Raw genomic sequence first — 23,942 nt, forward strand, 5'->3', positions numbered from 1 at the left:
AATAGAGACCATGTGTGAGCCAAAACTGGCTCGCACAACAAACGAGAACGAAATGACACACACCAGAAGAGCATTCATTCAATCGGGGTTGGCAATGAGTGCGTTGAGCCTCTTCCCCAAGGCCGGATCAGCAGCCACCCCTGAATTTCAGGTGATGACAGCGCAAAGTGGCGCCGTACAACTCGCCCCTCCGGACTACCCCAAGACGGAGATTTGGGGCTATGACGGAAAGCTTCCTGGCCCCGTGATCCGTGTTCGGCAGGGCGCGCGTCTTCAACGTCGGCTCGTCAACAAGTTGCCGCAGGCGACGTCCCTGCACTGGCATGGCGTGCGGATATCAAATGCGATGGACGGCGTGGCCGGGCTCACCCAAGATGCCATCCCCACAGGCGAAACCTTCGACTACGATTTTGCCGTTCCAGATGCAGGAACTTTTTGGTTTCACGCGCATAATCGCTCCGTCGAACAGGTCGCTCGTGGGCTCTACGGAGCGTTGATCGTCGAAGAACCGATAGCCCCGGATGTTGATCGGGATGAAGTCCTTATTCTTGACGATTGGCTCCTCAACCCGGAGACCGCACAACTCGACCCAGATTTCGAAGCCGTTCATGATCGTAGCCATGCAGGCCGCCGCGGCAACTTTGTGGCCACCAACGGAAGCTTCAATTCTACGCTCAACGTGAGCCGGGGCGAGCGGATGCGGCTTCGGTTGATCAACGCGGCAAATGCCAGGATCTTTGTTTTGGGCCTGTCAGGTCTGAAGGGGTGGGTGATGGCGTTCGACGGAATGCCACTGGAGACACCAAGTGAGATTAGCGAACCGATCATCCTTGGGCCGGGACAACGAGCGGATTTGTTCGTCGACGTCATTGCGGATGAAGGGGAAAGTGCTCATCTGGTGCGGCTTGAAGACGGCCAGGGATTTGCCCAAACCGAGTTTCGCGTGACCGGCACTTTGGCCTCCGCTGTGCGGGATGCCCCCCAAGTTCTGCCACCGAACCCTAATATGGATGTGCCGGGACTGGAGCAGGCGAGACGCATCAGGCTCAACATGGAAGGCGGTGCAATGGGCAACCTTGACGCAGCCATACTTGAGGGTGAGCGAAAAACGTTCCGCCAACTGGTCGACGCGAACCAGTTCTGGGCTTTCAATGGTACCGTGGGCATGACCGAGAAGCCACTGGCTAGCCTGTCACGCGGTGAAACAGCGCGAGTGGAGATCTACAACGATACATCCTTCCCCCACGCCATGCATTTGCACGGGATGCATTTCCGGGAGGTGCTGGAGGGCGGTGAAGTTGGTCCCCTGCGGGATACCTTGCTGATGTTCGGTGGCGAGACTCGCGAGATCGCCTTCGTTGCCGACAATCCGGGAAAGTGGCTGTTTCACTGTCACATGCTCTCGCACGCGGCATCCGGCATGATGACGTGGCTGGAGGTCGCATGAGATCAGCTTACCTAGCGGTAATTTCATCCATTGGCCTGATTGGGCTAGGTGCAACCTGGTGGTTCAGCGGCAATGCCTCCCAGGGTTCTTCCCCGTTTGACGACGTCAATATCGAACTGGGGCAAGCTCTCTATTCTGAAAACTGTGCGTCCTGCCATGGCGCCAATCTCGAAGGGCAACCAGACTGGCGAAGCCCTGGTTCAGATGGCCGCCTGCCCGCGCCGCCGCATGATCGCAACGGTCATACCTGGCACCATAGTGACCAGATTTTGTTCTCCTACACCAAGCTCGGGGGGGCGGAACTGATGCGACAACAGGGCTCAGATTTCGACAGTGGCATGCCGGGCTTCGCCGGCAAACTCACAGATCAGGAAATTTGGAACATTCTCGGCTTCATTAAGTCGACCTGGCCAGAGCGAGAGCGCAATGCTCAGGCCGCACGCACAGCAGCAGAACAAGAGGGATAATAGACATGATTTTCAGAAATTTGATGCTCGTATCGTCATTTGCCTTACTTCCAATGGCAGTGCAGGCCGCAGACCTGGACGAAGCGCGGGTCAAGGAACTTGTATATGAGGCTATCCGCGAGAATCCGCAAATCATCATGGAAGCAGTCGAAATACTTCAACGTCAGGACGCCGAAGCCCAGGCACAAGCGCAGGCAACCGTCTTGCGCGATCAGCGACAATTGCTCGAGCAAGACCCGAATGCACCGGTTCTCGGCAATCCCGATGGGGATGTGACCGTTATCGAATTTTTCGATTACAACTGCCCATATTGTCGCCGCGCTATGCCGGAAGTTCAGGCACTGCTGGAGGCTGACCCCAATGTGCGTCTGGTCTATCGCGAATGGCCAATTCTCGGGGACGGATCCGTGTTTGCAACCAAAGCTGCACTCGCATCGCGGCTGCAAGGCAAGTATGAGGCATTCCACTGGGCCCTAATGGGTATGAACGGCCGGGCGGAAGAAGCAAGCGTTCTCAGGATAGCACAAGAAGTCGGTCTCGACATCGAACGCCTTCAAACTGACATGGAGCGCCCCGAAATTGAAGAGCATATCGCGACCTCGATGCGGTTGACGCAGTCGCTCGGCTTCAGTGGCACGCCTTCATTTGTGATCGGCGACAATCTGGTTCCAGGCTTCGTGGAAAGCGATAAGCTCACGGAACTGGTCGACAACGTGCGGGCGTCGGCAAACTAGCACTCTGCGGTGGGTTCTGACATCAGGCCCGATGAGCAATGTAGCAGGCGAATGTGTCGGAGCCCCTACAGACCAAAAGACCTAGGCACGGCCTACCACTGAAAGAAGCGGCGAGAAGATGACTTACCTTTGGTATCTTATTGCTGCCTTTGCCGAGATCGCTGGATGTTTTGCTTTCTGGGCATGGTTGCGGCTCGATCGTTCGCCGCTTTTGGTCGGGCCAGGTCTGGTAAGTTTGGCACTCTTCGCATGGCTTTTGACGCGCGCAGAAAGCGAAATGGCCGGTCGGGCATATGCAGCTTACGGGGGCGTCTACATAGCGGCGTCCATGATCTGGATGTGGCTAGTGGAGGGGAGCCGACCGGACCGCTGGGACATTGCAGGCATTCTTCTTTGCCTCTTAGGCAGTGCTCTCATCCTGTTGCCTTCGCGCTCATGATCTGCGGAACCTCAGAAAACCAGGCAAATCCGTCGCTAGAAATCGCTAGGTCATCGCACCCGTTGTGACGGGTGCGATGACCCATAGATTAGGCAGCCGCCACGGTATTTTCGTACCCAGCTTCACGAAGCAGGGCCGTCAGCCGTTCTGTTGACAGTGCACCTTCAACAGAAACCGTGCGGGCCGGAATGTCGCAAGATACGCTCGCATTTGCGTCAGCTGCCTTGATCGCCTTTTCGATCGTACTGGTGCAATGACCACAACTCATGTCGGGAACGTTGAATTTCATGTCGATGTCTCCTCTGTGACAGCTTGTTCAGTGCAGATGGGGCCTCCAGTGGGGGGAAGGTCAAGGGTCTCCGTAGATTTTTTAAGCGATGCCAGGAAAGTTCAAATTGGGCATTGACCTTCCAGTCACTGGAACTCCTATTTGGGGTGTCAAATGGGATTCCAGGAGACTGAAATGACAGATCAATCCAAAGTGACACTCTCGATTGAAGGAATGTCTTGCGCCTCATGCGTAGGGCGCGTGGATCGGGGCCTAGCCGCGTTGAGGGGAATATCCGATGTCTCGGTGAACCTCGCGAACGAGACGGCGCGTTTCAGCGTGGATGGTTCGCCCCACCTGCAAGATGCGGTCCAAGCCCTGAAAGATCTCGGGTATCCAGCGCGAACGGCATCCGTGACGCTGAACATCGCGTCCATGTCATGTGCTTCTTGTGTCGGGCGCGTCGATAGGGCGCTTGCCTCGGTTCCCGGCGTGTTGGAGGTCAACGTTAATCTTGCGGCGGAAAATGCGCGCATCACATATCTTGAGGGCATGACCGACCCTGTGGCCCTCATCCGTGCATCCGAGCAAGCCGGATATCCAGCCAGCGTGGCCGAGGCCACGGCAACACAGGATCGCACTTCGCGAAAAGAAGAGGAAGCGCGCGGGTTGGCACGCCGGGTGGCACTGGCCGCAGCACTCGCTTTGCCGGTTTTCCTGATGGAAATGGGCGGGCACCTGATCCCGGCCGTGCATATGGCGATCAACAATACCATAGGACAGCAGGCCAGCTGGTTGATCCAGTTCATCCTCACAACGGCTGTGCTCATTGGGCCCGGCCGACAGTTCTATCTGAAAGGGTTTCCGGCCTTGCTGAAAGGTGCTCCAGACATGAACAGTCTGGTCGCCGTCGGCACAGGCGCAGCTTATCTTTATTCAGTTGTCGCAACGTTCTTGCCGTCGCTGATGCCCGAGGCCGTCCGCGCTGTCTACTTCGAGGCCGCCGCGGTTATCGTGGTCCTGATCCTCATCGGGCGCTGGCTCGAAGCGCGAGCGAAAGGGCGAACAGGGGCTGCAATCGAGAAGCTGCTCGGCCTGCAGGCTCGTACGGCGCGTGTTTTGCGTGACGGCGATCCCGTCGAGGTCGAGATCGATGCCTTGCGCACCGGAGATCTGATTGTTGTGCGCCCCGGAGAACGACTCGCCGTGGACGGTGAGGTTGTGGACGGCGAAAGCCATGTCGATGAAAGCATGATCACCGGGGAACCCGTGCCGGTCGGCAAGTCGGCTGGTGATCCTGTCACGGGCGGTACGGTCAATGGCGCGGGCAGTCTGACCTACAAAGCAACGCGTGTTGGGGCGGATACCACCCTGTCGCAAATCATCCGCATGGTCGAAGAAGCGCAGGGCGCCAAGCTCCCCATTCAAGGGTTGGTGGATCGGATCACGCTTTGGTTCGTCCCCGCTGTGATGACCCTCGCCGCCTTGACGATCCTTGTCTGGCTAATATTCGGCCCTGATCCCGCCCTCACCTATGCGCTGGTCGCGGGTGTCTCAGTTCTCATCATTGCTTGTCCCTGCGCGATGGGACTGGCGACGCCGACGTCGATCATGGTCGGGACCGGTCGCGCTGCTGAAATGGGCGTGTTGTTCCGCAAGGGGGATGCTCTGCAAGCATTGGGGGACGTTAAGGTTGTCGCCCTGGACAAGACCGGCACCGTCACCGCCGGACGTCCCGCGCTGACCGACCTTGTGCTGGCCAAAGGAGCCGAGCGCTGCACCGTTCTTGCGGCAGTCGCATCGGTCGAAGCCAGATCAGAACACCCGATCGCCGAAGCTGTCGTGCGCGGCGCGCAGGCGGAAAACATCAGACTGTCGGAACCGAGCGCGTTTACTTCGATTACAGGGTATGGCGTGCGCGCCATCGTTGACGGGGCCCAGGTTGTTGTCGGAGCTGACCGGATGATGCAGCGCGAAGGGATCGATCTTGGTGAACTCGCAGAGGCTGAAACTATGCTCGCACGGCAAGGTCGCACCGCAATCTTCGCCGCAATCAATGGCAAGGCGGTGGCTGCGATTGGCGTCGCCGATCCGGTCAAACCCTCGAGCCGAGCCGCGATTGCCGCACTGCACAGTCTGGGTTTGAAGGTGGCAATGATTACCGGCGACAAACGCGAAACGGCAGAAGCAATTGCCGAAGAGACTGGTATCGACCACGTGATCGCGGGGGTCTTGCCCGACGGCAAGGTGGCGGCACTGGAAAATCTGCGCCAGCAGGGCACATTGGCCTTTGTTGGCGATGGCATCAACGATGCACCCGCGCTCGCTCACGCGGATGTTGGCATCGCCATCGGCACTGGCACGGATGTGGCGATCGAAAGCGCAGATGTCGTATTGATGTCCGGTGATCTTCGCGGCGTTGTGAACGCTTTCGAGATCTCGCGACACACCATGCGAAACATCAAACAGAACCTTGGTTGGGCCTTTGGTTACAATGTGGCTTTGATACCCTTGGCCGCCGGAGCGCTTTATCCGAGTTTCGCCGTGCTGCTGTCACCGGTCGTCGCTGCCGGTTCGATGGCACTTAGCTCGGTCTTTGTCTTGACGAACGCGTTGCGGCTGCGGCGCGTAAGACCGGCGATGGACGAGCGCCAAGAGTCTGGGCGGGTGGAGGACTTCGCCCCGTCCCGGCCGAGTGAGAGGAGGCAGAAATGAACATTGGTGATGTTGCCGAGCGGTCAGGAGTGCCGGCCAAGACCATTCGCTACTATGAGGATATCGGTCTAGTAACACCTTTGCGCGCTGCAAACGGGTATCGAAGCTTCAGAGAGATCGATTTTCATAAGCTGGCATTCATCGGACGAGCGCGAGCCTTGGGATTTACAATCGAAGACTGCCGTACGCTCTTGGCGCTCTATAACGATGACAATCGAGAAAGTGCGCAGGTAAAGGCCGTCGCAGAGGAGCACCTGCGCCAGATTGATGAAAAGATCTCTAAACTCATGTCGATGAAAGAAACTCTTTCGTCTCTCGTGCACCAGTGTGCTGGCGATCACCGACCGGATTGTCCAATTCTTGCGGATCTTTCTGTCGTAGACGACGCAACTTGCTCATGATCTCCGACGACGAATGAAATCGCGCGCCCTGCGAGACAGGGCGCGCGACCTGTAGTTACTGCACCAGCTCTGTAATAGTCAGCTTGCCATTCACACGGTCGGCAACGAAGTTGATCTGTGCGCCAGATTGGGGCCTTCGTCGAATATTACAACAACAAGCGATACCACGAGAGCTTGAACAACGTCACACCCGCCGACGTCTACTTCGGCCGAGACAAAGTCATTCCGAGAGAAAGAGAAAAATCAAGAGACAGACAATCCGACAACGCCGCTTGCAACATCAAAAACAAGCAGCATAATTAATCACACAACCGAACCAGAGCCTCCAATGATCAAGCCGCTCTGATGTCCCATTTTATATGACGACGGACACCGCAAACCTCCCGATCTTGGCATCCAGTTCTTTGACTTCCGCTTCTTTCGGCCCCCTCTGCTTGCCGCCTGAGAAAACGTCGGCCATCCCATCGATAGCTTGCCGCTATACATCGCAACGATACGGTCGCTGACGTGCAATACTTCCGGCATTTCCGAGCTGATCACGATCACCGCATAGCCCTGTGCTGCCAATTCGCGGATCAAATTGTGGATCTCGGATTTTGATCCCACGTCGATCCCACGTGTGGGTTCGTCAACGATCAGTACATTGGGATGCATCGAAAGCCACTTGCCAATGACGATCTTCTGCTGATTGCCGCCGGACAGGTTGCCGACGAGCTGCTTCCAGCCCGGTGTCCGGATATCCAGACGATCCCGATACTGATCAAAAATCGCGATTTCGGCGCCCTCGGCTACGAACGGACCAGAGGTCAAATCGCCCACCTGTGGCAGGGTCATGTTGTCCCGGCAATTCATGCCCAGCACCAGACCTTGTCCCTTACGGTCCTCAGGGACGAGCGATATTCCCAGACTGATAGCATCCGCCGGAGGGTTGATGACAGTTTCCTGTCCGTCCAGAAGGATCTTACCATCCGAGGGTTCCCGCAGGCCGAACAGCGTTTCGGCGATTTCGGTCCGTCCTGCACCAACGAGGCCGTAGAAGCCGACAACCTCGCCGCGACGAACTTCAAAATTGACGTTTTGGTAAAGCGACCCGCAAGAGAGATCACGCACTTCTATCGCGACATCGCCCAACTCGTGATGGGACGCGTTGCGCGACAGATCGAGCTTTCGACCGATCATCAACCGGGTGACTTCTTCCTCGTTGGTCTCGACGGTGGTCAAAGTTCCGCGATGAGCCTCCAAACCGCAACCCGATAGCGAGCAATTTCCACTAACTAATTGTATTTAATGTACTTGATGACAAAGACCCAAAGTTACTCAGGTTCGGTGCTTTTGAGACAAAACCATATCTGAGACGGAAATCGTCCAATGTTTCGTCCTCAGTAGCCCCTTGAAGGTCACTAGGGTCAGGATTCATAACCAGAACATGACCACGGCGGCCGAGGCGCATGCGGACAGGAAGACCTTCGGGCACCTGTCGTAGCGCGTTGCGACCCGTCGCCAGTCCTTGAGACGGGCGAAGCTGTTCTCAATCTTGTGGCGCTTTCTATAACGCGCCTCATCGTGCGGGATCGCGACCTTGCGGCCTTTCCTTGATGGGATGCAGGGTTTGATCCCCTTGTCTTCAAGGGCTTCGCGATACCAGTCCGCGTCGTATCCACGGTCTGCCAGAAGATGTTCGGCGGGCGGCAGCCCATCCAGCAATGCCCGCGCGCCGATGTAATCGCTCCGCTGGCCAGCCGTCAGAAACATCCTCAGCGGGCGGCCTGCCGCATCGGTCACCGCATGCAGTTTCGAGTTCATCCCACCCTTGGTGCGCCCGATCAGGCGACCACGCCCCCCTTTTTTAGCCCCAAGCTGGAGGCCGTGCGGTGCGTCTTGAGGTGGGTTGCGTCAATCATCAGCGTGTCGGTGCTGCCGCCCTGATCGGCCAGTTCGAGAAGCATTCGGGCGAAGATACCCTTGTCGCTCCAGCGTTTCCAACGGCTGTAGAGCGTTTTGTGTGGACCGTACTCTGCAGGCGCATCGCGCCAGCGCAAGCCGTTGCGATTGATGAATATTATACCGCTCAACACCATCTTGTCGTCCACACGGGGCTTGCCGTGCGACTTCGGGAAAAAGGGCTCCAGCTTGGCCATCTGCGCGTCGCTCAGCCAGTAAAGATCGCTCATGTCACGGCTCCGTTTTCAGAGCCGTGAATCACGCCACGCGGACGAAATCAATGCATCCTGACCCTAAGTCCCTTTGAAATAAAAAGGAAAACGCGCCCAACGCCGACATATTTTTGGAAAGGGGGAAGTGGCTGTGGTAACGAGATTCGAACCTGGGGTTCTTTGAAGACCCAAAAGTCATCAACCAGCTCGCTTACATTACTAGCGGCCTGTTGACCTCCCCATAGTACACCCCATCGCTAGCCAAGGTCAGCGGCCCGAACCACTCGCAAGGGTAAACGTCCAGAAGGACCCGCACGCTCCCTGAGCGCCCCGTAGAAGCGCCACTTAAGCAGGCCTTAGTCCTGACTGAGCTGGACATGATCCCCACCAGAGAGCGTCTGTCCGCCACTCAGGCAATCCTCAAAATTAACCCCAATCACCGCAATTGGCGATCGCCCTTTCCTGCGGCTAAATCGAAGCATTTGAGGAGGCACCTTAGCTTCCAGGTGAGCCAATATCTTCTTTCGGCGATCTAAAGTCTCTACACCCGCGGAGCTCCAAATCGGCGACCTTAACTCTAATTCACCACCGGGACCAATTTTCTGAACCCGAACCTGCCGTGCGATCTCACAAAAGACCATCAGCCAGTCTGGCAAAATCTGACCACACCCGTCTAAATTCAGACAGAGGTAACGCTTTGGTGTGTTGTAGGGTCGAACCATCTCAAGATACCCCTCAATATAATAGAGGATAAGTAAATGAGTAAGTTACACCGGGTCGGAAGGTTTCGGCCTAACCTTGGGCCGAAACCAGCCTTTGTATGCACTTACTCGAGAAGCCGTGAGACCTGCGCGAACATCGCCTCACCACGCTCGTCGGAATATCGGTCTGGGTAACTGATCGCTTCGACATCCACCCGACAGGGATACTCAGCTCCCAGAACAATTCGGGAAGCTTCGACCATCAAATTACAGGTTTCCCGAACAACCCGCTCCTGATCCCCCAAAGAATATCCAACCAAGAACGCGTCATGCACAGGACAACAGACCTCGATACCTGCCTCTGTCAGCAGACACGCCGCCAAGCGCATGATATCAGCTCCGGTTGATTGCATCGGCCAATTCAGCAAGCTTCTCTCATTTGGATCCGGGTCATCAGCTAACTTGATCTCCCAACCCAACGGGGTGCGCAAAGTGTCTTGCATTAACGCGTGAAGCTGATTTCTTTCGGCCCAAGCCCAGAACTTCCGATAAGTCATCTTGTGACTTTGCAGTAATGCACGCGCTTGAACGACATAAATGCCACCTGCGCCCGCCATTGCTTCGGCACCCATGCCATATCCCACACCCAGCACAATCTGCTTGCACTGATTACGGATATCTTTGTGGGTTGCCTTTGTTGCTCCCTCGGGCGCCAGTCCAGCCTGTATAGCAAATGCCATGTAGGGGTCACCTGAGCTGTATGCTGCCCACATGTTTTGATCGCCACTTAAAGCTGCCGCGATTGCAATCTCCTGACTGGAGTAATCCACATAGGCCAGGCCGTGTCCTGGAGAAGGCTTTATTAGCGACCGAAGCCAAGCCGCATTCCCAAAGATGAAGCGAGTGGTTGACGGCTGGTTGCGCCCGGTCTTCGACCCGAAGGGGCCAAGTAACGTCCGATTGCGCCCATCCTTGCCGACAGCAAGCTTAAGGGTTTGCATTTGCGACATTGTCTTCCGCAATTCACGTAAAGCGCTTAGCTGAGGATGCTTCAACGCAAGATCGCGAAACGTTGCATCATCTAACTTAGGCTTTCCATTTGCAGTGCGAGGCCAAGAAATTGCCTGCGTTTTTAGCCACGCTTCAAACAAGGATGTCTTAAAGACGGCGCCTTGATAGACACCATAGCCCTTGTCAACCTCGGCAATCAGGCGATCTTTTATTAAAGGCCAACGCTCTAAGAGCTGCTCGTGAAGCTCTACATCCATTGGAACACCGGCATGCTCCATGCGCGCGACAGCTGCTGTGTATCGACCTCTAAACAAAGCCTGGCCAAGCTTTACCTCTGTTGGGGCAAAAATGGGCCACATTTTCAAAAATAGCTTTGCGGTAATCTCCACATCTGCCGCACAATAATCGAGGATGGAATTACGCTGCTGTTCCGTCCAAGGTCCGCCCGCAACGATCAAGTCTCTCATTGCATTCTTCTCTGAAGTTTCCATCACGCGGATACCGAAACTCTTGCATGCACTGATGAGACCATTGCCCCGAGCGGCGGCAAGGCGGCCATTCATGTGCAAACGGAATTCAGCATAAAGATCGATAATCCTCTCAGGTATTTCCCATCCGAGCTGTAGGAAGCAGCCCCATTCAGCAGATGCAAAATATCCAACGAACAGATGCTCAGAGCCAGTTGGGAACGGGCACTTATCAAGCTTATCTAGCCAATACTTCGTGGTGGTGTTGGTGGTGACATTTGTCACCACCATGCAAACTGGAGTTGGTCGCTCGCCGTCCTTAGCTATGAACTCAAAGTCCAACACAAAGATCGATTTATACGATTGCATCCAGTCCATCAGTCGCGCCCCAACAGCTGGCGTATGAGCGGGTGCTGATCACTGCGGATGACCCTCTCCTCCCCAAAACCCAATTCCATCAATTGCGCCATTGTCAGCTCGGGCCAAACTGGGTCAGGTTCTTCACCCGCAGTATGCACATTATAGCAGCCTTCATGCATGTTAGCGGAAAGACGCACCCACTTCGTCAGAGCGAGATCAAGCCCCTTCAAAGCTGTTTCATTCCAGAGGTTGGCTCGCATCGGGCTTGTGGTATCAACACGCGGAGCGAGCCACAAAAACGGGATACCCATCTTATCAACGCACAGAACGAGAAGTTTCGGCGTCGTTTCCTCAGCGTATTGAAGCGCCATGTGGGGCATGACGAGATACTCTTCTTTCATACCCCCGCTGTGGTCCTCAATCACACTTACCGGAATGCGATAAGACTCATTGGGGTGAACTCGGAAGAAGGAAGATTTTTTCGGTTTACCGACACGGATACGCGTCAGTTCTTTTTTGATACCGTCGCCAGTAATTCCCAAAGTGTCAGTGACACGGAATTGCTCTGGGTCAAACGGGTTTGCGGTTTGTTGCGTAGACATAAAAGTCCCTCCGTTAAGGTTAAGTTTTCCGTCCATCCAACTGTTTCAGTTGAATTTTCACGGAACGTTAAAGTGGAAAATTGGGGGATTGCAGCGACCAGCCAATCTCAATCAGGCTGGGAAGATAGACGCTCAATCAATGCATCGATGTCAGCCTCGCGAAACCCGATGCAACGCTCGCTTAGTTTGACAGGCTGAGGGAAAAGCGGATCGCGATGCATAGCGCGATACCAGCCCGCACGAGTGTAACCTGTGCGGTAAAGGGCCTCTTTCAGGCGGATAATTCGAGTTGGTCGCATAGTAGCTCCTGTGCAAGGTGAACTGTATGCGACTCATCGTAGTCACCCCCGAAGGGTCTGTGACGACGGGATAATTATCCTTCTTTTTTCCCTACGTGGGAGGCCTCAGCATTTTTTCTATTTAGCAATCGGTTATAATCGTAATACGCATCGAAAGCGGTCGACTGCTCCATCCCAAACGCTTCTGCAACCACAGCAATTGCTGTATCGGGCGCGATATGGCTCGCATCATCAATTGGCAGATTTGTATTCTCGTGAACAATCTTTACCAGACGCCCGAGCTCATGATTGCGAAAAGTCATTGGACGCCTGCCTCGCTTCTTCTTAGCTGGCTCCAATATCTCAGCTCCGAGCCACGCAAGAAGGTCAGAAGGCACAGAAATACGCTCTTTGAGAGCTCGTGCGATTGCGCGCTTCGTTCCCTCTGTCGGAGTGCTGTGAAAATCCAGGCTTAATAATGCTTCATCATTATCGCGCAGGAAACCAAAGAGCATACTCTCCCAATCTATATTCAGTTCAACGCTAGTATCTCCACGTTCTGCCCGAACCGCGGCTACCAAGTCCTCCCGGCTCATATCTCGCCAGGTTGGTCGTGATCTTCCCTTTTTAATACGGTCAATCAGCGCTGACATAATCCGCCCACCTCTGCAGGACATCGCGACGCTCTTCCAACAAATCAGACCGTTGATAGGCGACGTCAAATGATTTTGGCTGATGCGCTTTGACAAAATCAGCGACAATCTTGCGGACACCATTCTCCGCCATCCACGACCCAAGAGTAGCCCGCAATCCATGGACTGTTACATCCGAGAACTCTTTGATTGCATACAGCATCGCATTCTCCGACATCACTCGGTCCTTCGCATTCCCCAGCACATATCGTCTTCCACCGGAAACATGGTGGAGTTCGCCAAGAAGTGCGAGAACTTGACGGCTCAACGGCTGCCGATGTTCTTTACGCATCTTCATGCCCTCTGCAGGGGTCGTCCAAATGCCTCTATTGAGATCAATATGCCCCCACTCCATATGACGGACCTCGCTTGAGCGTTTACCAGTCAACAACACAAGCATCAGCCCATATCGAGTTTGGTCACGCAATCCGAAGTGATTATTTAACCAACGCCACATTGCTGGCGCCTGCTCTGGCGTCAAAGCGTCGAAGTGCTTCTCAACGTAATTCTGTTTGGGCATGGAGCGCACTGGAGGACAGGGATTAAACTCCAAGAATTCCTGATCCACAGCGTAGTCGAAAATGCGCTCCACATTGCCGCGTAATTTTTTGCCCGACGGAGGCTTCGTAAGCCAGATATCTTTCAACGTCTCGACGATCTCTCGTCGTTTAATTTGATCAACAGGTCGCGTGCCCAAAGCCGGAAAAACATAGTCTTCGAGCTGTTGGATAACCTGACGCTTGTAAGCACCTTCAGATAAACCAGCCTTTAAATGGTTTTCATACCAATCACGCGCAACCTCCTCGAAAGTTGGCGGAGCGTCATGGTCACTTACTCGCCCAGTGATCACCAGACGCTGCATAGCAATTGGGTCTACAGTCACACCTAAGGCAGACTTGATAACCTGCGCGCTATACCCTGCCCCAACCAAACCCTTGATCACACTGGTAACCTGGCGTGCCACATCCGCTTTCAGGTCAGGCCACGTGCCAAGCGTGAGATTTGTTCTCTTACCCCCAATCGTGATGCGGCAGACCCAGGACATCCGCCCAGAGGACCTACAAAACACATAAAGGTTGGGGGTGCCATCGGGGACCCATTGCTCTTCGCGCTGCTGAGCCAGCCCCTCCAACTCACGAAACTTCAAGGCCATCCTGTATACCAATTGTAGCCAAACACCTTACTACAGAATGCATATCATGAGACAAATTGAAAGCGAAAAACCCAATAAATAAAGGAGATATGGAACTCATGCACCTAAATAGAACAAACACCAGAGTTCCCTACGGGCTGCCACTTTTCCCCAACATTGTTATCGCCCCTTAGGGAAAACCTCGTAGCCTGCTTCTTCGGGTTCATCGTCGATCAGCTCGCGTGGGAACCCATCCGCCAGAACGCTAAGGCCCGTGGCTTCTTCGAGACGTTCAATAATCCGGTCCGATTGGGCGCGGTCACCAAACCGTCGCTGACCGTCGGTCATAATCTTAATCATCAGAGGCGAAATTTCGAGCGGCACACCGTGATCGTCCGCGATTTTCTGGAACAGCCCGATGTCCTTTTGCACGAGATCCATCGTGAAGTTCACATCCCGCGACCCCGACAAGATCAACTGGCTTTCGGTTTCATGGACAAAGCTGGTCCCCGACGAAATCTTAATCGCCTCGTAGGTCGTCGCCATATCCAGCCCTGCGGCTTTCATCGTGATCAACGCCTCACAGCAAGTCAAAAGGTTCGCTGTGGCGAGGTAGTTCGTCATCACTTTCAACAAAGATGCAGACCCCAGTTCGCCAGTATGCAGCACACGACGGCCCAATGTGGTGGTGAGTGGCAGAACCTTATCAAAGGCAGCTCGATCCCCGCCCACAAAAATCGAGATATTGCCCGTGTCCGCGCGATGGCATCCGCCCGAAACTGGACATTCCACCGCATAGGCGTCCTTTGACTGAACGATCTGGGAAATCCGTTTGAGTTCATCGGCATCGGTCGTGGACATTTCCATCCAAACCTTGCCCGCAGACAGCCCCGCAATCACGCCATTGTCGGCCTCCATCACCACGGAACAAGCTTTGGGCGATGGCAAACAAGTGATCACCACATCGCAGATTTCGGCCATCTCTTTGGGACTATCCGCCCAAGAGGCGCCACGCTGTTCATACACCTCTTTTAAATCGCTGTTGAGGTCGTGAACAACGGTATCGAAACCATTGCGGATCAAACTCCCCGCCAGTTTGCCACCAACATTTCCGAGACCGATAAAACCAACTTTCATTGCGTCACCCTCATATTTCGGTGTTTTCACCTCTGGCACGGCAGGGTGGATCTTTGACGTCAGCGTTTCACAGTTATTTTGATCTGTCAGTTTATTTCGATAGGATATCTACCTTTGGAGCGCGCGCGGAGCTTTCGATATATCTTTAGCGAAATCAGATAGTTCGCACCCTTTTTGTGTGTGAGATCACAGCACATTTGGCGTGACATCCTTCTAATTCGAACCAACATCAAAATTTGATCAAGTTTTTCCTTGTTCGACTCAAACAATCCGCGCAACCCTGCGTCGGAGGAATGAGGAGAGCCGAATAAATGCCACATATTAAAGCCGCCGTTTGTCACGAGTTTGGAAAACCACTGGTCGTCGAAAATGTTGAACTCCGCGCCCCGATCGGTGGCGAAGTTGAGGTGACTCTTGCTGCCTGTGCGATCTGCCATTCCGATATTACATACGCGTCAGGCGCTTGGGGCGGATCGCTCCCTGCCGTATATGGGCACGAGGCCGCTGGCCATGTCACTGCCGTCGGCGATGGTGTCCACGGGGTCAAGGTCGGCGACCCAGTCGTCGTCACACTGATCCGGTCGTGCGGGACATGTGCGCCCTGCTCGTCCGGCAAGCCTACGATTTGCGACACGTCCTATGACGGCGACCATGGGCCATTGAAAACGGTTGATGGCGGCAAGCTGCATCAGGCGATGGCAACGGGCGGGTTTGCTGAAAAGGTCGTAGTGGATCACAGTCAGGTCGTGCGTATCCCCGAAAATATGGACCTCGCAGCTGCGTCTCTGCTCGCTTGTGGCGTCATCACAGGCGTCGGCGCCGTGGTGAATGCAGCTCAGATTCGCGCGGGTCAGGACGTTGTCGTGATCGGCGCTGGCGGCGTGGGCCTGAACGCAATCCAAGGCGCACGGATCGCAGGTGCGCGTCGGATCGTTGCCATCGACATGTCCGAGGAAAAACTCGAAATCGCAAAGGATTTCGGCGCCACCGATACCGTTCTCGGCACCCAAGAGAATCCGTGGCGCGCCGCGAAAGAGGCATTAGGCCGAGGCGCGGATGCGGTCTTTGTCACCGTGGGTGCTGCGGGCGCGTACAACGATGCCCCCCGCTATATCGCAAAAGGCGGCAAGGTCGTGATGGTCGGAATGCCGCCATCTGGTGCCATGAGCCAGTATGAGCCGGGTAACTTTGCTGCCGCTGGTCAGTCGCTGATCGGCTCAAAAATGGGCGACGCCGTGATCAAGCGCGACATTCCATGGATGATCGACCTCTATGGCCAAGGACGGCTGAAGCTCGATGAATTGATCTCTGAGAAATACAGCTTGGATCAAATCAACGAAGCGATTGAGTCCACGAAAACGGGCACCGCGAAACGGAACGTCATCGTCTTTTAAACCCAGCTATAAACTGGAGGGCCTGATATGAAACTGGCCGATTTGGATGTCATTGTAACCTCTCCAACTGCGCCAGGTTGGGGAGGGCGTTATTGGATCTTGGTGAAAGTCACGACCGACACAGGCATTGTGGGCTGGGGTGAATGTTATGCCTCGACCGTGGGGCCAGAGGCCATGCGCCACGTTATCCGCGATGTGTTTGAACGGCATATGGCGGGCGAAAATCCTGAGAATATCGAACTGATGTTCCGTCGCATTTATTCATCGGGGTTCACGCAGCGTCCTGATCTGACGGTCATGGGCGCTTGGTCTGGGTTGGAGATCGCCTGCTGGGATATCCTCGGCAAAGATCGGGATCGGCCCGTTCATGCCCTGATTGGCGGCAAACTTAACGACCACATTCGCGCCTACACCTACCTTTACCCGACCCGCGACACGCACACCCTGCCCAACTTCTGGGTCGATGCCGCGATGGCTGCAGAGAGCGCGCTGGATATGGTGAACAAAGGCTATACTGCGGTCAAATTCGATCCAGCTGGCCCATACACCATTCGGTCCGGCCACATGCCGGCGATGCGTGACATCAGCCGATCCGTTGAGTTTTGCGCCGCAATCCGAGAGGCAGTTGGTGACCGCGCTGATCTGTTGTTCGGCACGCATGGTCAGTTTTCGACGGGCGGGGCGATCCGCATGGGGGCAGCCATCGAAGCCTATTCGCCTCTCTGGTACGAAGAACCCATTCCGCCCGATACCCTGCGCGAAATGCAAAAGGTGGCCGAAGCCGTGAACATCCCCGTTGCGACAGGTGAACGCCTCACCACAACCCGAGAATTCGCGGAGGCACTAAGGGCTGGGGTTCAAATCCTTCAACCTGCCCTTGGGCGATCTGGCGGGATCTGGGAAACGCGCAAAATCGCGGTGCTGGCCGAGGCGTGGGACGCCCAAGTCGCGCCACACCTCTATGCGGGGCCGATTGAATGGGCTGCGAATATTCAGCTCGCCGCGACGATCCCCAACATCCTCATGGCAGAGACGATTGAGACGCCGTTCCATTCGGCGCTGATCAAGAACAAGCTAACGGTCGAAAATGGTTTTGTGACTGTGCCAAACGGTGCGGGCTTGGGCATCGAAGTGGATGAAGACCTCGCTCGTGCCAATGCCTACGACGGTGATGGCTTGCACCTGCAAATGCAGGAAGCGCCAATCAGTTATCATGAAGAGAACGTATTCGAAGGTGGGGCGCCCTCAAAAACCTGAGGCGCCCCTACCCTGTTATAACGGCGGCAAGGTACTTCGCAGATAGTCAAAGTGCTTCTGAGCCATCCCGCGATACGGCGTCCATCCATCCGCGGTATTCTGCGCCACTGCGTCCGACAAAATAGCCAATGGTTGACCACTGGACCGTGCGAGGATGATCGTCTGCGCGGCCTTCTCAAAGAAATACAAGTCTTCGAACGCGTCAGCCACCGTTTCACCAACGATAGTTACGCCATGGTTCCCCATGACGAGGACCGATTTGTCACCGATGGACTCGGCCAAACGCTCGCCCTCTTCCTCTGCGTCCGCAATGCCGCCGAAGGACAAATCATAAGCGGTGCGCCCAAAGAACCGGGCCGTGTTATTGTCGATTGGGACAACGGTCGGGTCCTTCAAACAGGCCAAGGCCGTAGCGTAGGGCGAATGGGCATGCAGGATCACGCGGGCGTTTGGCAAACGACGGTGCATGGTGCCATGAACGCACCACGCCGAAGCATCAGGTGCATTAGGGCGATCCATGATGCCTTCATCCCGACTGTCGAGCAACAAAAGGTCATCAGGCTTGATCGTCGCGAAATGTTGCCATTTTGCGTTCAACAGGAACTCTTGCCCATCGGCTGAAACTGCAGCACTGAAATGGTTCCCGACGCTCTCGCTCCATCCAAGCATATGGCAGATGCGAAACGCATCTGCCAAATCACGGCGCAGTGTAGCGGTGGCGTCCAACGTCACAGTCGGTGCGTTCATGCCTTGAACCTTCCTTCGCTGACCAGCGCGCGATAGGTCGACCGCATTTCGCCGCGATCCACGTAACATCCGCGCAAGTAACGATCCCCGCTCGTCGCCGAGTAGGCCGCACGACCGTGCACAATACGGTGATTATCAAAGACCATACATTCGCCGCCCTTCATCAGGAACCGCATCATATATTTGTCTTCCTGCAGCATTTTCCCAAAGCGACAGAATGCAGGGTAGTAGTCATCAAGCAGCGTCTGATCGAGATCGAAAATATCCGCCATATGCTGACTGATCGTGAGGCCAGAGACTTCGCCATGCTGGTCCAACTCGATCACCGTCTGACGCGACCGCGAGTCATAGGTGTCATGTTCGCAGAAGAACGGGATCGACACTTCGGACAGAAGTTTGAACCCTTCGGGATCGCGTTTGCGGAAATCATTCGCCACAGCCACACCATCCGAATAGAGGCTCTGCCCCCCGTCCACGGTGTTCACCCGACAATGCAGAAACTGAATACCCGGCGCGAATTCTTCGGCGGGAGTGTCCGTGTGTAGTTCGAGTGCCGCAGAGGTATAAGCCGTATTCGTCGGGTTGATGTGGGTCTTCACATCGAAATAGTCGCCAAAGAACGTAGGCCGCACATAGCCCATCAGCTCTGCCGTTTGGGTGAGCCCTTCGTTGCTGTCAGGCATATCGGTCACAATGGTAAATCCGTGGACCAGCATTGCCTCGATCCACGCAGCGCGCTTTGTCTTGTCGGCAACCAACTCTGGCTGGGAAAAACGTGGGACGGTCGGATAATGGTCGCTATACCACGCAACGCGCGGCAAGTCGGCGGGATCGGGGCGCGGCTTGGCGACTTTATACGTGTCCAACCAGTCGAGAGGCATGCGAGTCACATGATCCTCACCTGCCCAGTCGATCACTAAGGCATCACCGTCAACAACGGCGGAATTCGGACGCGGCGCCGCGTCGAGGTGAAAAATGTCAAAGCTCCGCTCACGGGTGACAGAGCTAAACGATGATGGGCAGTTATCACGCAGCCAATAGTAATTGAAGTAATGCGACCCGCCATCGGACAAGGTGATGTGCAGACCCTTGTCACCGACTTCGGTCACATGTGGCGCGGTCATGGTTGAGCTCAGTTCGTTCATTGTATGGCCCCAAGAGGATGTTCGCTGAGGTTAAACGTCTCACGGGAATAGCTTGCGCGATAGCTTGGTTAGTATAATCATTACTTAATCAAATGCTTATACTAATGTCACAATGAATCACTTCCCCCCACTTCGCCTTCTTGTAACTTTTGAGGCCTTATCGCGCCATGGTTCTATGCGTGATGCAGCAGCGCGACTTAACGTGACACAGCCCGCGGTGAGCCAAGCAATCAAGGCGCTCGAAGATTACATAGGGGTTAGGTTAATCGACCGATCAGTCAGGCCTTCTCGCATGACCGAAGAAGGTGAACTCCTCGCCCGTGCCGTTCGCGAAGGACTAGGCCGCATCTCTGCAACCTTGGAAGACATTCGGGCAATGCAAACAGATGCAGACCGTCAGATCACCGTGGCCTGTACGCTCGGCGTGGCCACATATTGGTTAATGCCTCGGTTATCAGGTTTTTATGATCGCCATCCGGAAATCACGGTGAACGTTCAGGCACCTGCATCCGACCTCCCCGTCCTTTCGCCGGGCGTGGATATCGCGCTTCGTTACGGCACAGGCGGCTGGCGTGAGGGCATCAACGGAAAGCTCTTTGATGAAATCGTGTGCCCTGTTGGTTCGCCCGATCTGGTCGCGCGGCTGATGGAAGATGGGGTGGACCTAGACACGGCCCCTCTCATCCATGTGCGCAATCCGCACAACCAGCACTGGGCAGGTTGGGAGGATTACCTTGCCGTAAAAGGCATCACCCGCCCACGCAGCAGCGGTCAAAGCTTCAACAACTATGTTCAAGCCATGCAGGCCGTGATTGACGGACGCGGGCTAATGCTGGGCTGGCGATCAATCACTGAACGCGCTGTCCTAGAGGGTACCCTAACCGAATGGCCGAACGGCACACATGACTTAGGCACCGCCTATTACGTCTCGACGGGTGTTGACCCGTCGAAAGACGCGCTTCTGTTCACCCAATGGCTCCGAGAGGAGGCCACATAGGTTATTCTGCAGCCGTCCCCATCACCTCTTCCATCCAACCCATGCGTAGTTCGGGTACAGATTTCAGCAGCATGTCGGTGTAGTCATCGAACGGCGGGGCGAGGACTTCGGACTTTTTGCCATAACGGACAAGTTTACCGAGGTGCATCACCGCAATCGTATCCGCAATGGCACGAACGGTTGCAATGTCATGAGTTATGAACATGTAGGATACCTGTTCACGCTCTTGCAGATCAGCGAGCAACTTCAGGATTCCCTCAGCCACCAAGGGATCGAGTGCGCTCGTCACCTCGTCGCAAATGATCAGTTTGGGCTTTGCGGCAAGCGCACGAGCGATACACACACGCTGCTTTTGACCGCCCGACAATTCAGCTGGATACCGATCAATGAACTTTTCACCCAGTTCAATCTCATCGAGCAGTTCTACCACGCGATTGCGTAGCACTTTGCCCTTCATCCCGAAATAGAACTGCAACGGACGCCCGATGATCGTGCCAACGGTCTGGCGCGGATTCATCGCAACGTCTGCCATTTGGTATATCATCTGAAGTTCGCGCAAATCATCCCGCGATCGGGATTTTTGATCGGGCGTCAATGGCCTCCCATCAAACACCATTTGCCCCGCGCTCAACGGCAAGAGCCCCGTGATCACCCGTGCTAAGGTCGATTTGCCCGAGCCGGATTCCCCCACCACAGCGAGGGTCGTCCCCGGTTGGATTGCAACGTTGATGTTCGACAGCACATCACGGGTCATTCCGCGATAATTGGCCCGCAGTCCTTTGACTTCGAGGATCGGCGGCAGATCGGAGTTCTTTTCCTCGTGATCCTTGGCGACCACAGACACCAGCGCCTGAGTGTACTCTTCTTTAGGCGCGGTGATGATCTGTTCGGCTGTGCCATATTCGACCGTCTTACCATGCCGCAGAACCATGATGTCATCCGCGATCTGCGCAACAACGGCGAGGTCGTGCGTGATATAGAGCGCGGCCACCCCCTGATCCCGAATAGCTGCCTTGATCGCCGCCAAAACACCAAGCTGGGTCGTCACATCAAGCGCCGTCGTCGGTTCGTCAAAGATCACCAAATCGGGCTGCGGACAGAGCGCCATCGCGGTCATCGCCCGCTGCAACTGACCGCCCGAAACTTGGTGTGGATAGCGGTTCCCGAAGCTTTCGGGTTCAGGCAGGCCCAACTTTCGGAATAGATCTACCGCCCGTTTCTCGGCCTCGGCCTTCGTCGCGCGGCCATGGGTTATAGCGGCCTCTGTCACCTGCTCCATCAACCGTTTCGCAGGGTTGAAAGCGGCCGCTGCGGACTGAGCGACATACGTGACTTCTGCGCCACGCAGCGACCGCAACACACGGCCACGGGCCTTGCGGATCTCACGTCCGTTCAGATGGATTTCCCCACCCGAAAGTTCGATCCCGCCGCGCCCATAGGCCATTGCAGAGAGGCCAATCGTCGACTTACCCGCCCCAGATTCACCAATCAGTCCCAGCACTTTGCCTTTTTCGAGCGACAGAGACACACCATCAACAATCGTAATCCGACGCGGTGCCTCACCCGGTGGATAGGCGGTCGCTTCAATCGTCAGGTTGTCGATCTGGAGAAGTGGCTTATCCATTGCGCCCCCCTTTCAACGATGATGTGCGGTCGAGCACCCAATCCGCCACGAGGTTGACGCTGATCGACAGCGCGGCGATTGCAATGGCAGGTAACAACGCGGCCGGGATGCCGTAAACGATACCGTCTTTGTTCTCTTTCACAATGCCACCCCAGTCCGCATTGGGTGGCTGCACGCCAAGTCCAAGAAACGACAGCGTCGACACAAAGAGCACCATAAAGATAAAGCGCATCCCCGCCTCAGCCACCAAAGGTGACAGCGCGTTGGGCAGGATTTCACGGAAGATGATCCATGCGCGGCCTTCCCCACGAAGCTGGGCCGCTTCGACAAAGTCCATGACTGCAATGTCACTGGCGACGGCGCGAGACAAACGGAACACCCGCGTTGAATCCAGAAGCCCCATAACAAGGATCAGAACTGGAATGGTGACGGGCATAACGGACAGGACGACCAGAGCAAAAATCAGAGTCGGGATCGCCATGATCAGATCGACAAAGCGCGACAGAAGCTGATCAATCCAGCCACCCACAACAGCTGCAAATAAGCCTAGGACAGAACCCGTCACAAAGCTCACTACGGTTGCGGCAATCGCAACAAGGATCGTCGTGCGGCCACCCCAAATGAGGCGGGACAACAAATCACGTCCGATGTTGTCCGTGCCCAGCCAATATTCTGACGAGGCAGGTTCCCACACATCGCCGACGATCTCGCTTAACCCATAAGGTGCGATGACGGGCGCCGCGATGGCGGAGAGGATGAAAAGACCTGTGATGAAAAGCCCGATCAGGGCCGGAATGGGAACACGTCTCATTTCGGGTGCCTCAATCTTGGGTTCGCGAGGATCGAAACGATGTCAGCAAACATGTTCAGGAAAATGTAAACCGCCGCAAAGATCAGACCGCAGGCCTGCACAACAGGTACGTCGCGTTTGGCCACGTGATCGACCAGATACTGTCCCATACCGGGGTAGACAAAGACCACCTCAACCACGACCACCCCTACAACGAGGTATGCCATGTTGAGCATCACGACGTTCACAATTGGCGCGATGGAATTGGGGAAAGCGTGGCGCCAGATCACAGACGAACGGCGGATGCCTTTAAGCTCTGCCGTTTCGATGTAGGCCGACTGCATAACGTTCAACAGCGCCGCCCGCGTCATCCGCATCATATGCGCCAGAACCACCATAACAAGGACGGCAATCGGCAGTGAAATTGCATGCAATTTGTCGAGCATGCTCATCCGATCATTGAGCATCGCAACAGACGGCGCCCAGCCGAGTTGCACAGCAACGTAATACATCAGAATGTAGCTCATCATGAACTCTGGCACGGAAATCGCCGAGAGTGTCACCGCCGAGATCAACTTGTCAGGCCACCGGCCCCGATAAAGAACCGAAATAAGCCCCAAAGTGATCGCCAAAGGCACCGAAATAATCGCAGCCCATGCCGCAAGGAAAAGCGTGTTTCCCATGCGATCCGCAATCGACTGACCGATATCACGACCATTGGTAAGGGACGTTCCCAGATCACCCTGCAAAACACCGCCCAGCCACGACAGATACCGCTGATAGGCAGGGATGTTCAGGCCCAACTCTTCGCGCAGGTTGGCGAGAGACTCAGGCGTTGCAGATTGACCAAGGATCGCTTGGGCGACATCGCCCGGCAAAATTTGTGTGCCGAGAAAGATCATAATCGACACGAAAAAGATGAGAACGAGGCCCAGCGAAATTCGCTGGACCAAGAGTTTTAGAACAAGTGCGTTCATACCGCCG

The 23,942-nt window shown here is 55.3% G+C and carries 22 protein-coding genes and 2 pseudogenes; 10 read left to right on the forward strand and 14 right to left on the reverse strand.

The genetic code is table 11. From position 1 onward, the window contains the following. The first annotated feature begins 52 nt into the window (after positions 1 to 52). From BSK21_RS10210 to BSK21_RS10225, 4 genes are all read left to right on the forward strand, one after another. Entirely contained in the window at positions 53 to 1,447 is a 1,395-nt protein-coding gene (locus tag BSK21_RS10210; protein ID WP_067551656.1) for a multicopper oxidase family protein, read from the forward strand. Further along, positions 1,444 to 1,914, forward strand: a complete 471-nt coding sequence (locus tag BSK21_RS10215) for a cytochrome c (protein WP_009573641.1) — start codon at positions 1,444 to 1,446, stop codon at positions 1,912 to 1,914. Before BSK21_RS10210 ends, BSK21_RS10215 begins: the two co-directional genes overlap by 4 nt. Before the next feature lie 5 nt (positions 1,915 to 1,919). Then, positions 1,920 to 2,648, forward strand: a complete 729-nt coding sequence (locus tag BSK21_RS10220) for a DsbA family protein (protein WP_067551277.1) — start codon at positions 1,920 to 1,922, stop codon at positions 2,646 to 2,648. A 118-nt stretch (positions 2,649 to 2,766) separates the two neighbouring features. Continuing rightward, complete coding sequence (locus BSK21_RS10225) at positions 2,767 to 3,087, forward strand: YnfA family protein (RefSeq protein WP_009573643.1); 321 nt, start codon at positions 2,767 to 2,769, stop codon at positions 3,085 to 3,087. Positions 3,088 to 3,175: 88 nt separating this feature from the next. On the opposite strand, the gene BSK21_RS10230 is transcribed toward BSK21_RS10225, so the two are convergent. Beyond that, the gene (locus tag BSK21_RS10230; RefSeq protein ID WP_067551283.1) at positions 3,176 to 3,376 is read right to left on the reverse strand and encodes a heavy-metal-associated domain-containing protein; all 201 of its coding nucleotides are present in this window, start codon (positions 3,374 to 3,376) and stop codon (positions 3,176 to 3,178) included. 174 nt (positions 3,377 to 3,550) lie between these two features. On the opposite strand from BSK21_RS10230, the gene BSK21_RS10235 reads away from it, so the two are divergent. The 3 genes and pseudogenes from BSK21_RS10235 to BSK21_RS15915 form a co-directional block, all read left to right on the forward strand. Next, on the forward strand, positions 3,551 to 6,070 hold the full coding sequence (locus BSK21_RS10235; RefSeq protein WP_067551659.1) for a heavy metal translocating P-type ATPase: 2,520 nt from the start codon (positions 3,551 to 3,553) through the stop codon (positions 6,068 to 6,070). Further along, positions 6,067 to 6,471, forward strand: coding sequence for a Cu(I)-responsive transcriptional regulator (gene cueR, locus BSK21_RS10240; protein WP_067551288.1), 405 nt, complete (start codon positions 6,067 to 6,069; stop codon positions 6,469 to 6,471). The genes BSK21_RS10235 and cueR overlap by 4 nt, the downstream gene beginning before the upstream one ends. A gap of 123 nt (positions 6,472 to 6,594) precedes the next feature. Further along, positions 6,595 to 6,770: pseudogene (locus tag BSK21_RS15915) on the forward strand (IS3 family transposase); the annotation flags it as partial. A gap of 169 nt (positions 6,771 to 6,939) precedes the next feature. Here the strand turns inward: BSK21_RS15915 and BSK21_RS10250 are convergent. The 8 genes and pseudogenes from BSK21_RS10250 to BSK21_RS10295 all read right to left on the reverse strand — a co-directional run. Beyond that, positions 6,940 to 7,704, reverse strand: a pseudogene (locus tag BSK21_RS10250) (ATP-binding cassette domain-containing protein); the annotation flags it as partial. A 180-nt stretch (positions 7,705 to 7,884) separates the two neighbouring features. Continuing rightward, positions 7,885 to 8,642 (reverse strand): IS5 family transposase gene (locus BSK21_RS15790; RefSeq protein ID WP_156529608.1). Its coding sequence is split into 2 segments (ribosomal slippage): positions 7,885 to 8,324 and positions 8,324 to 8,642, totalling 759 coding nucleotides; the frame shifts between segments, so codons are not numbered across the junction. A gap of 808 nt (positions 8,643 to 9,450) precedes the next feature. Further along, positions 9,451 to 11,181 (reverse strand): DNA polymerase, encoded by a 1,731-nt coding sequence (locus BSK21_RS10270; protein ID WP_067551311.1) that lies wholly within the window; start codon positions 11,179 to 11,181, stop codon positions 9,451 to 9,453. Then, positions 11,181 to 11,765, reverse strand: a complete 585-nt coding sequence (locus tag BSK21_RS10275) for a hypothetical protein (RefSeq protein WP_067551314.1) — start codon at positions 11,763 to 11,765, stop codon at positions 11,181 to 11,183. Before BSK21_RS10275 ends, BSK21_RS10270 begins: the two co-directional genes overlap by 1 nt. A 107-nt stretch (positions 11,766 to 11,872) precedes the next feature. Further along, on the reverse strand, positions 11,873 to 12,064 hold the full coding sequence (locus BSK21_RS10280) for an AlpA family transcriptional regulator (protein ID WP_067551317.1): 192 nt from the start codon (positions 12,062 to 12,064) through the stop codon (positions 11,873 to 11,875). A gap of 74 nt (positions 12,065 to 12,138) precedes the next feature. After that, positions 12,139 to 12,696, reverse strand: a complete 558-nt coding sequence (locus BSK21_RS10285) for a hypothetical protein (RefSeq protein WP_156529609.1) — start codon at positions 12,694 to 12,696, stop codon at positions 12,139 to 12,141. Next, entirely contained in the window at positions 12,680 to 13,888 is a 1,209-nt protein-coding gene (locus tag BSK21_RS10290; protein WP_067551322.1) for a site-specific integrase, read from the reverse strand. Before BSK21_RS10290 ends, BSK21_RS10285 begins: the two co-directional genes overlap by 17 nt. Positions 13,889 to 14,047: 159 nt before the next feature. Next, positions 14,048 to 15,004, reverse strand: coding sequence for an NAD(P)-dependent oxidoreductase (locus BSK21_RS10295; protein WP_074039022.1), 957 nt, complete (start codon positions 15,002 to 15,004; stop codon positions 14,048 to 14,050). A gap of 311 nt (positions 15,005 to 15,315) precedes the next feature. Between BSK21_RS10295 and BSK21_RS10300 the strand changes: the two genes are divergently transcribed. Together BSK21_RS10300 and BSK21_RS10305 are read left to right on the forward strand one after the other, a co-directional pair. Further along, complete coding sequence (locus BSK21_RS10300) at positions 15,316 to 16,398, forward strand: Zn-dependent alcohol dehydrogenase (protein ID WP_067551325.1); 1,083 nt, start codon at positions 15,316 to 15,318, stop codon at positions 16,396 to 16,398. 27 nt (positions 16,399 to 16,425) lie between these two features. Continuing rightward, positions 16,426 to 17,655: a mandelate racemase/muconate lactonizing enzyme family protein gene (locus BSK21_RS10305; RefSeq protein WP_067551328.1), complete on the forward strand. Its 1,230-nt coding sequence runs from the start codon at positions 16,426 to 16,428 to the stop codon at positions 17,653 to 17,655. Between the two features lie 15 nt (positions 17,656 to 17,670). Here BSK21_RS10305 and BSK21_RS10310 read toward each other — a convergent pair whose 3' ends face one another. Together BSK21_RS10310 and BSK21_RS10315 are read right to left on the reverse strand one after the other, a co-directional pair. Beyond that, entirely contained in the window at positions 17,671 to 18,402 is a 732-nt protein-coding gene (locus BSK21_RS10310) for a class II aldolase/adducin family protein (RefSeq protein WP_067551331.1), read from the reverse strand. Then, positions 18,399 to 19,547: a TauD/TfdA family dioxygenase gene (locus BSK21_RS10315; protein ID WP_067551334.1), complete on the reverse strand. Its 1,149-nt coding sequence runs from the start codon at positions 19,545 to 19,547 to the stop codon at positions 18,399 to 18,401. The genes BSK21_RS10310 and BSK21_RS10315 overlap by 4 nt, the downstream gene beginning before the upstream one ends. A gap of 112 nt (positions 19,548 to 19,659) precedes the next feature. Here BSK21_RS10315 and BSK21_RS10320 point away from each other — a divergent pair, with 112 nt between their 5' ends. Further along, positions 19,660 to 20,544, forward strand: a complete 885-nt coding sequence (locus BSK21_RS10320; protein WP_067551337.1) for a LysR substrate-binding domain-containing protein — start codon at positions 19,660 to 19,662, stop codon at positions 20,542 to 20,544. Position 20,545: 1 nt separating this feature from the next. Here the strand turns inward: BSK21_RS10320 and BSK21_RS10325 are convergent, their stop codons facing one another. Genes BSK21_RS10325 through BSK21_RS10335 form a run of 3 tightly spaced genes read right to left on the reverse strand, consistent with a single transcriptional unit; the run spans position 20,546 to position 23,935 of the window. Continuing rightward, positions 20,546 to 22,168: an ABC transporter ATP-binding protein gene (locus tag BSK21_RS10325; protein WP_067551340.1), complete on the reverse strand. Its 1,623-nt coding sequence runs from the start codon at positions 22,166 to 22,168 to the stop codon at positions 20,546 to 20,548. Further along, positions 22,161 to 22,979: an ABC transporter permease gene (locus BSK21_RS10330; RefSeq protein ID WP_067551343.1), complete on the reverse strand. Its 819-nt coding sequence runs from the start codon at positions 22,977 to 22,979 to the stop codon at positions 22,161 to 22,163. The genes BSK21_RS10325 and BSK21_RS10330 overlap by 8 nt, the downstream gene beginning before the upstream one ends. Next, positions 22,976 to 23,935, reverse strand: a complete 960-nt coding sequence (locus BSK21_RS10335) for an ABC transporter permease (protein WP_067551346.1) — start codon at positions 23,933 to 23,935, stop codon at positions 22,976 to 22,978. Before BSK21_RS10335 ends, BSK21_RS10330 begins: the two co-directional genes overlap by 4 nt. Between the last annotated feature and the right edge of the window lie 7 nt (positions 23,936 to 23,942).

This window comes from Marivivens sp. JLT3646, assembly GCF_001908835.1.
Taxonomy (GTDB): Bacteria; Pseudomonadota; Alphaproteobacteria; order Rhodobacterales; family Rhodobacteraceae; genus Marivivens; species Marivivens geojensis.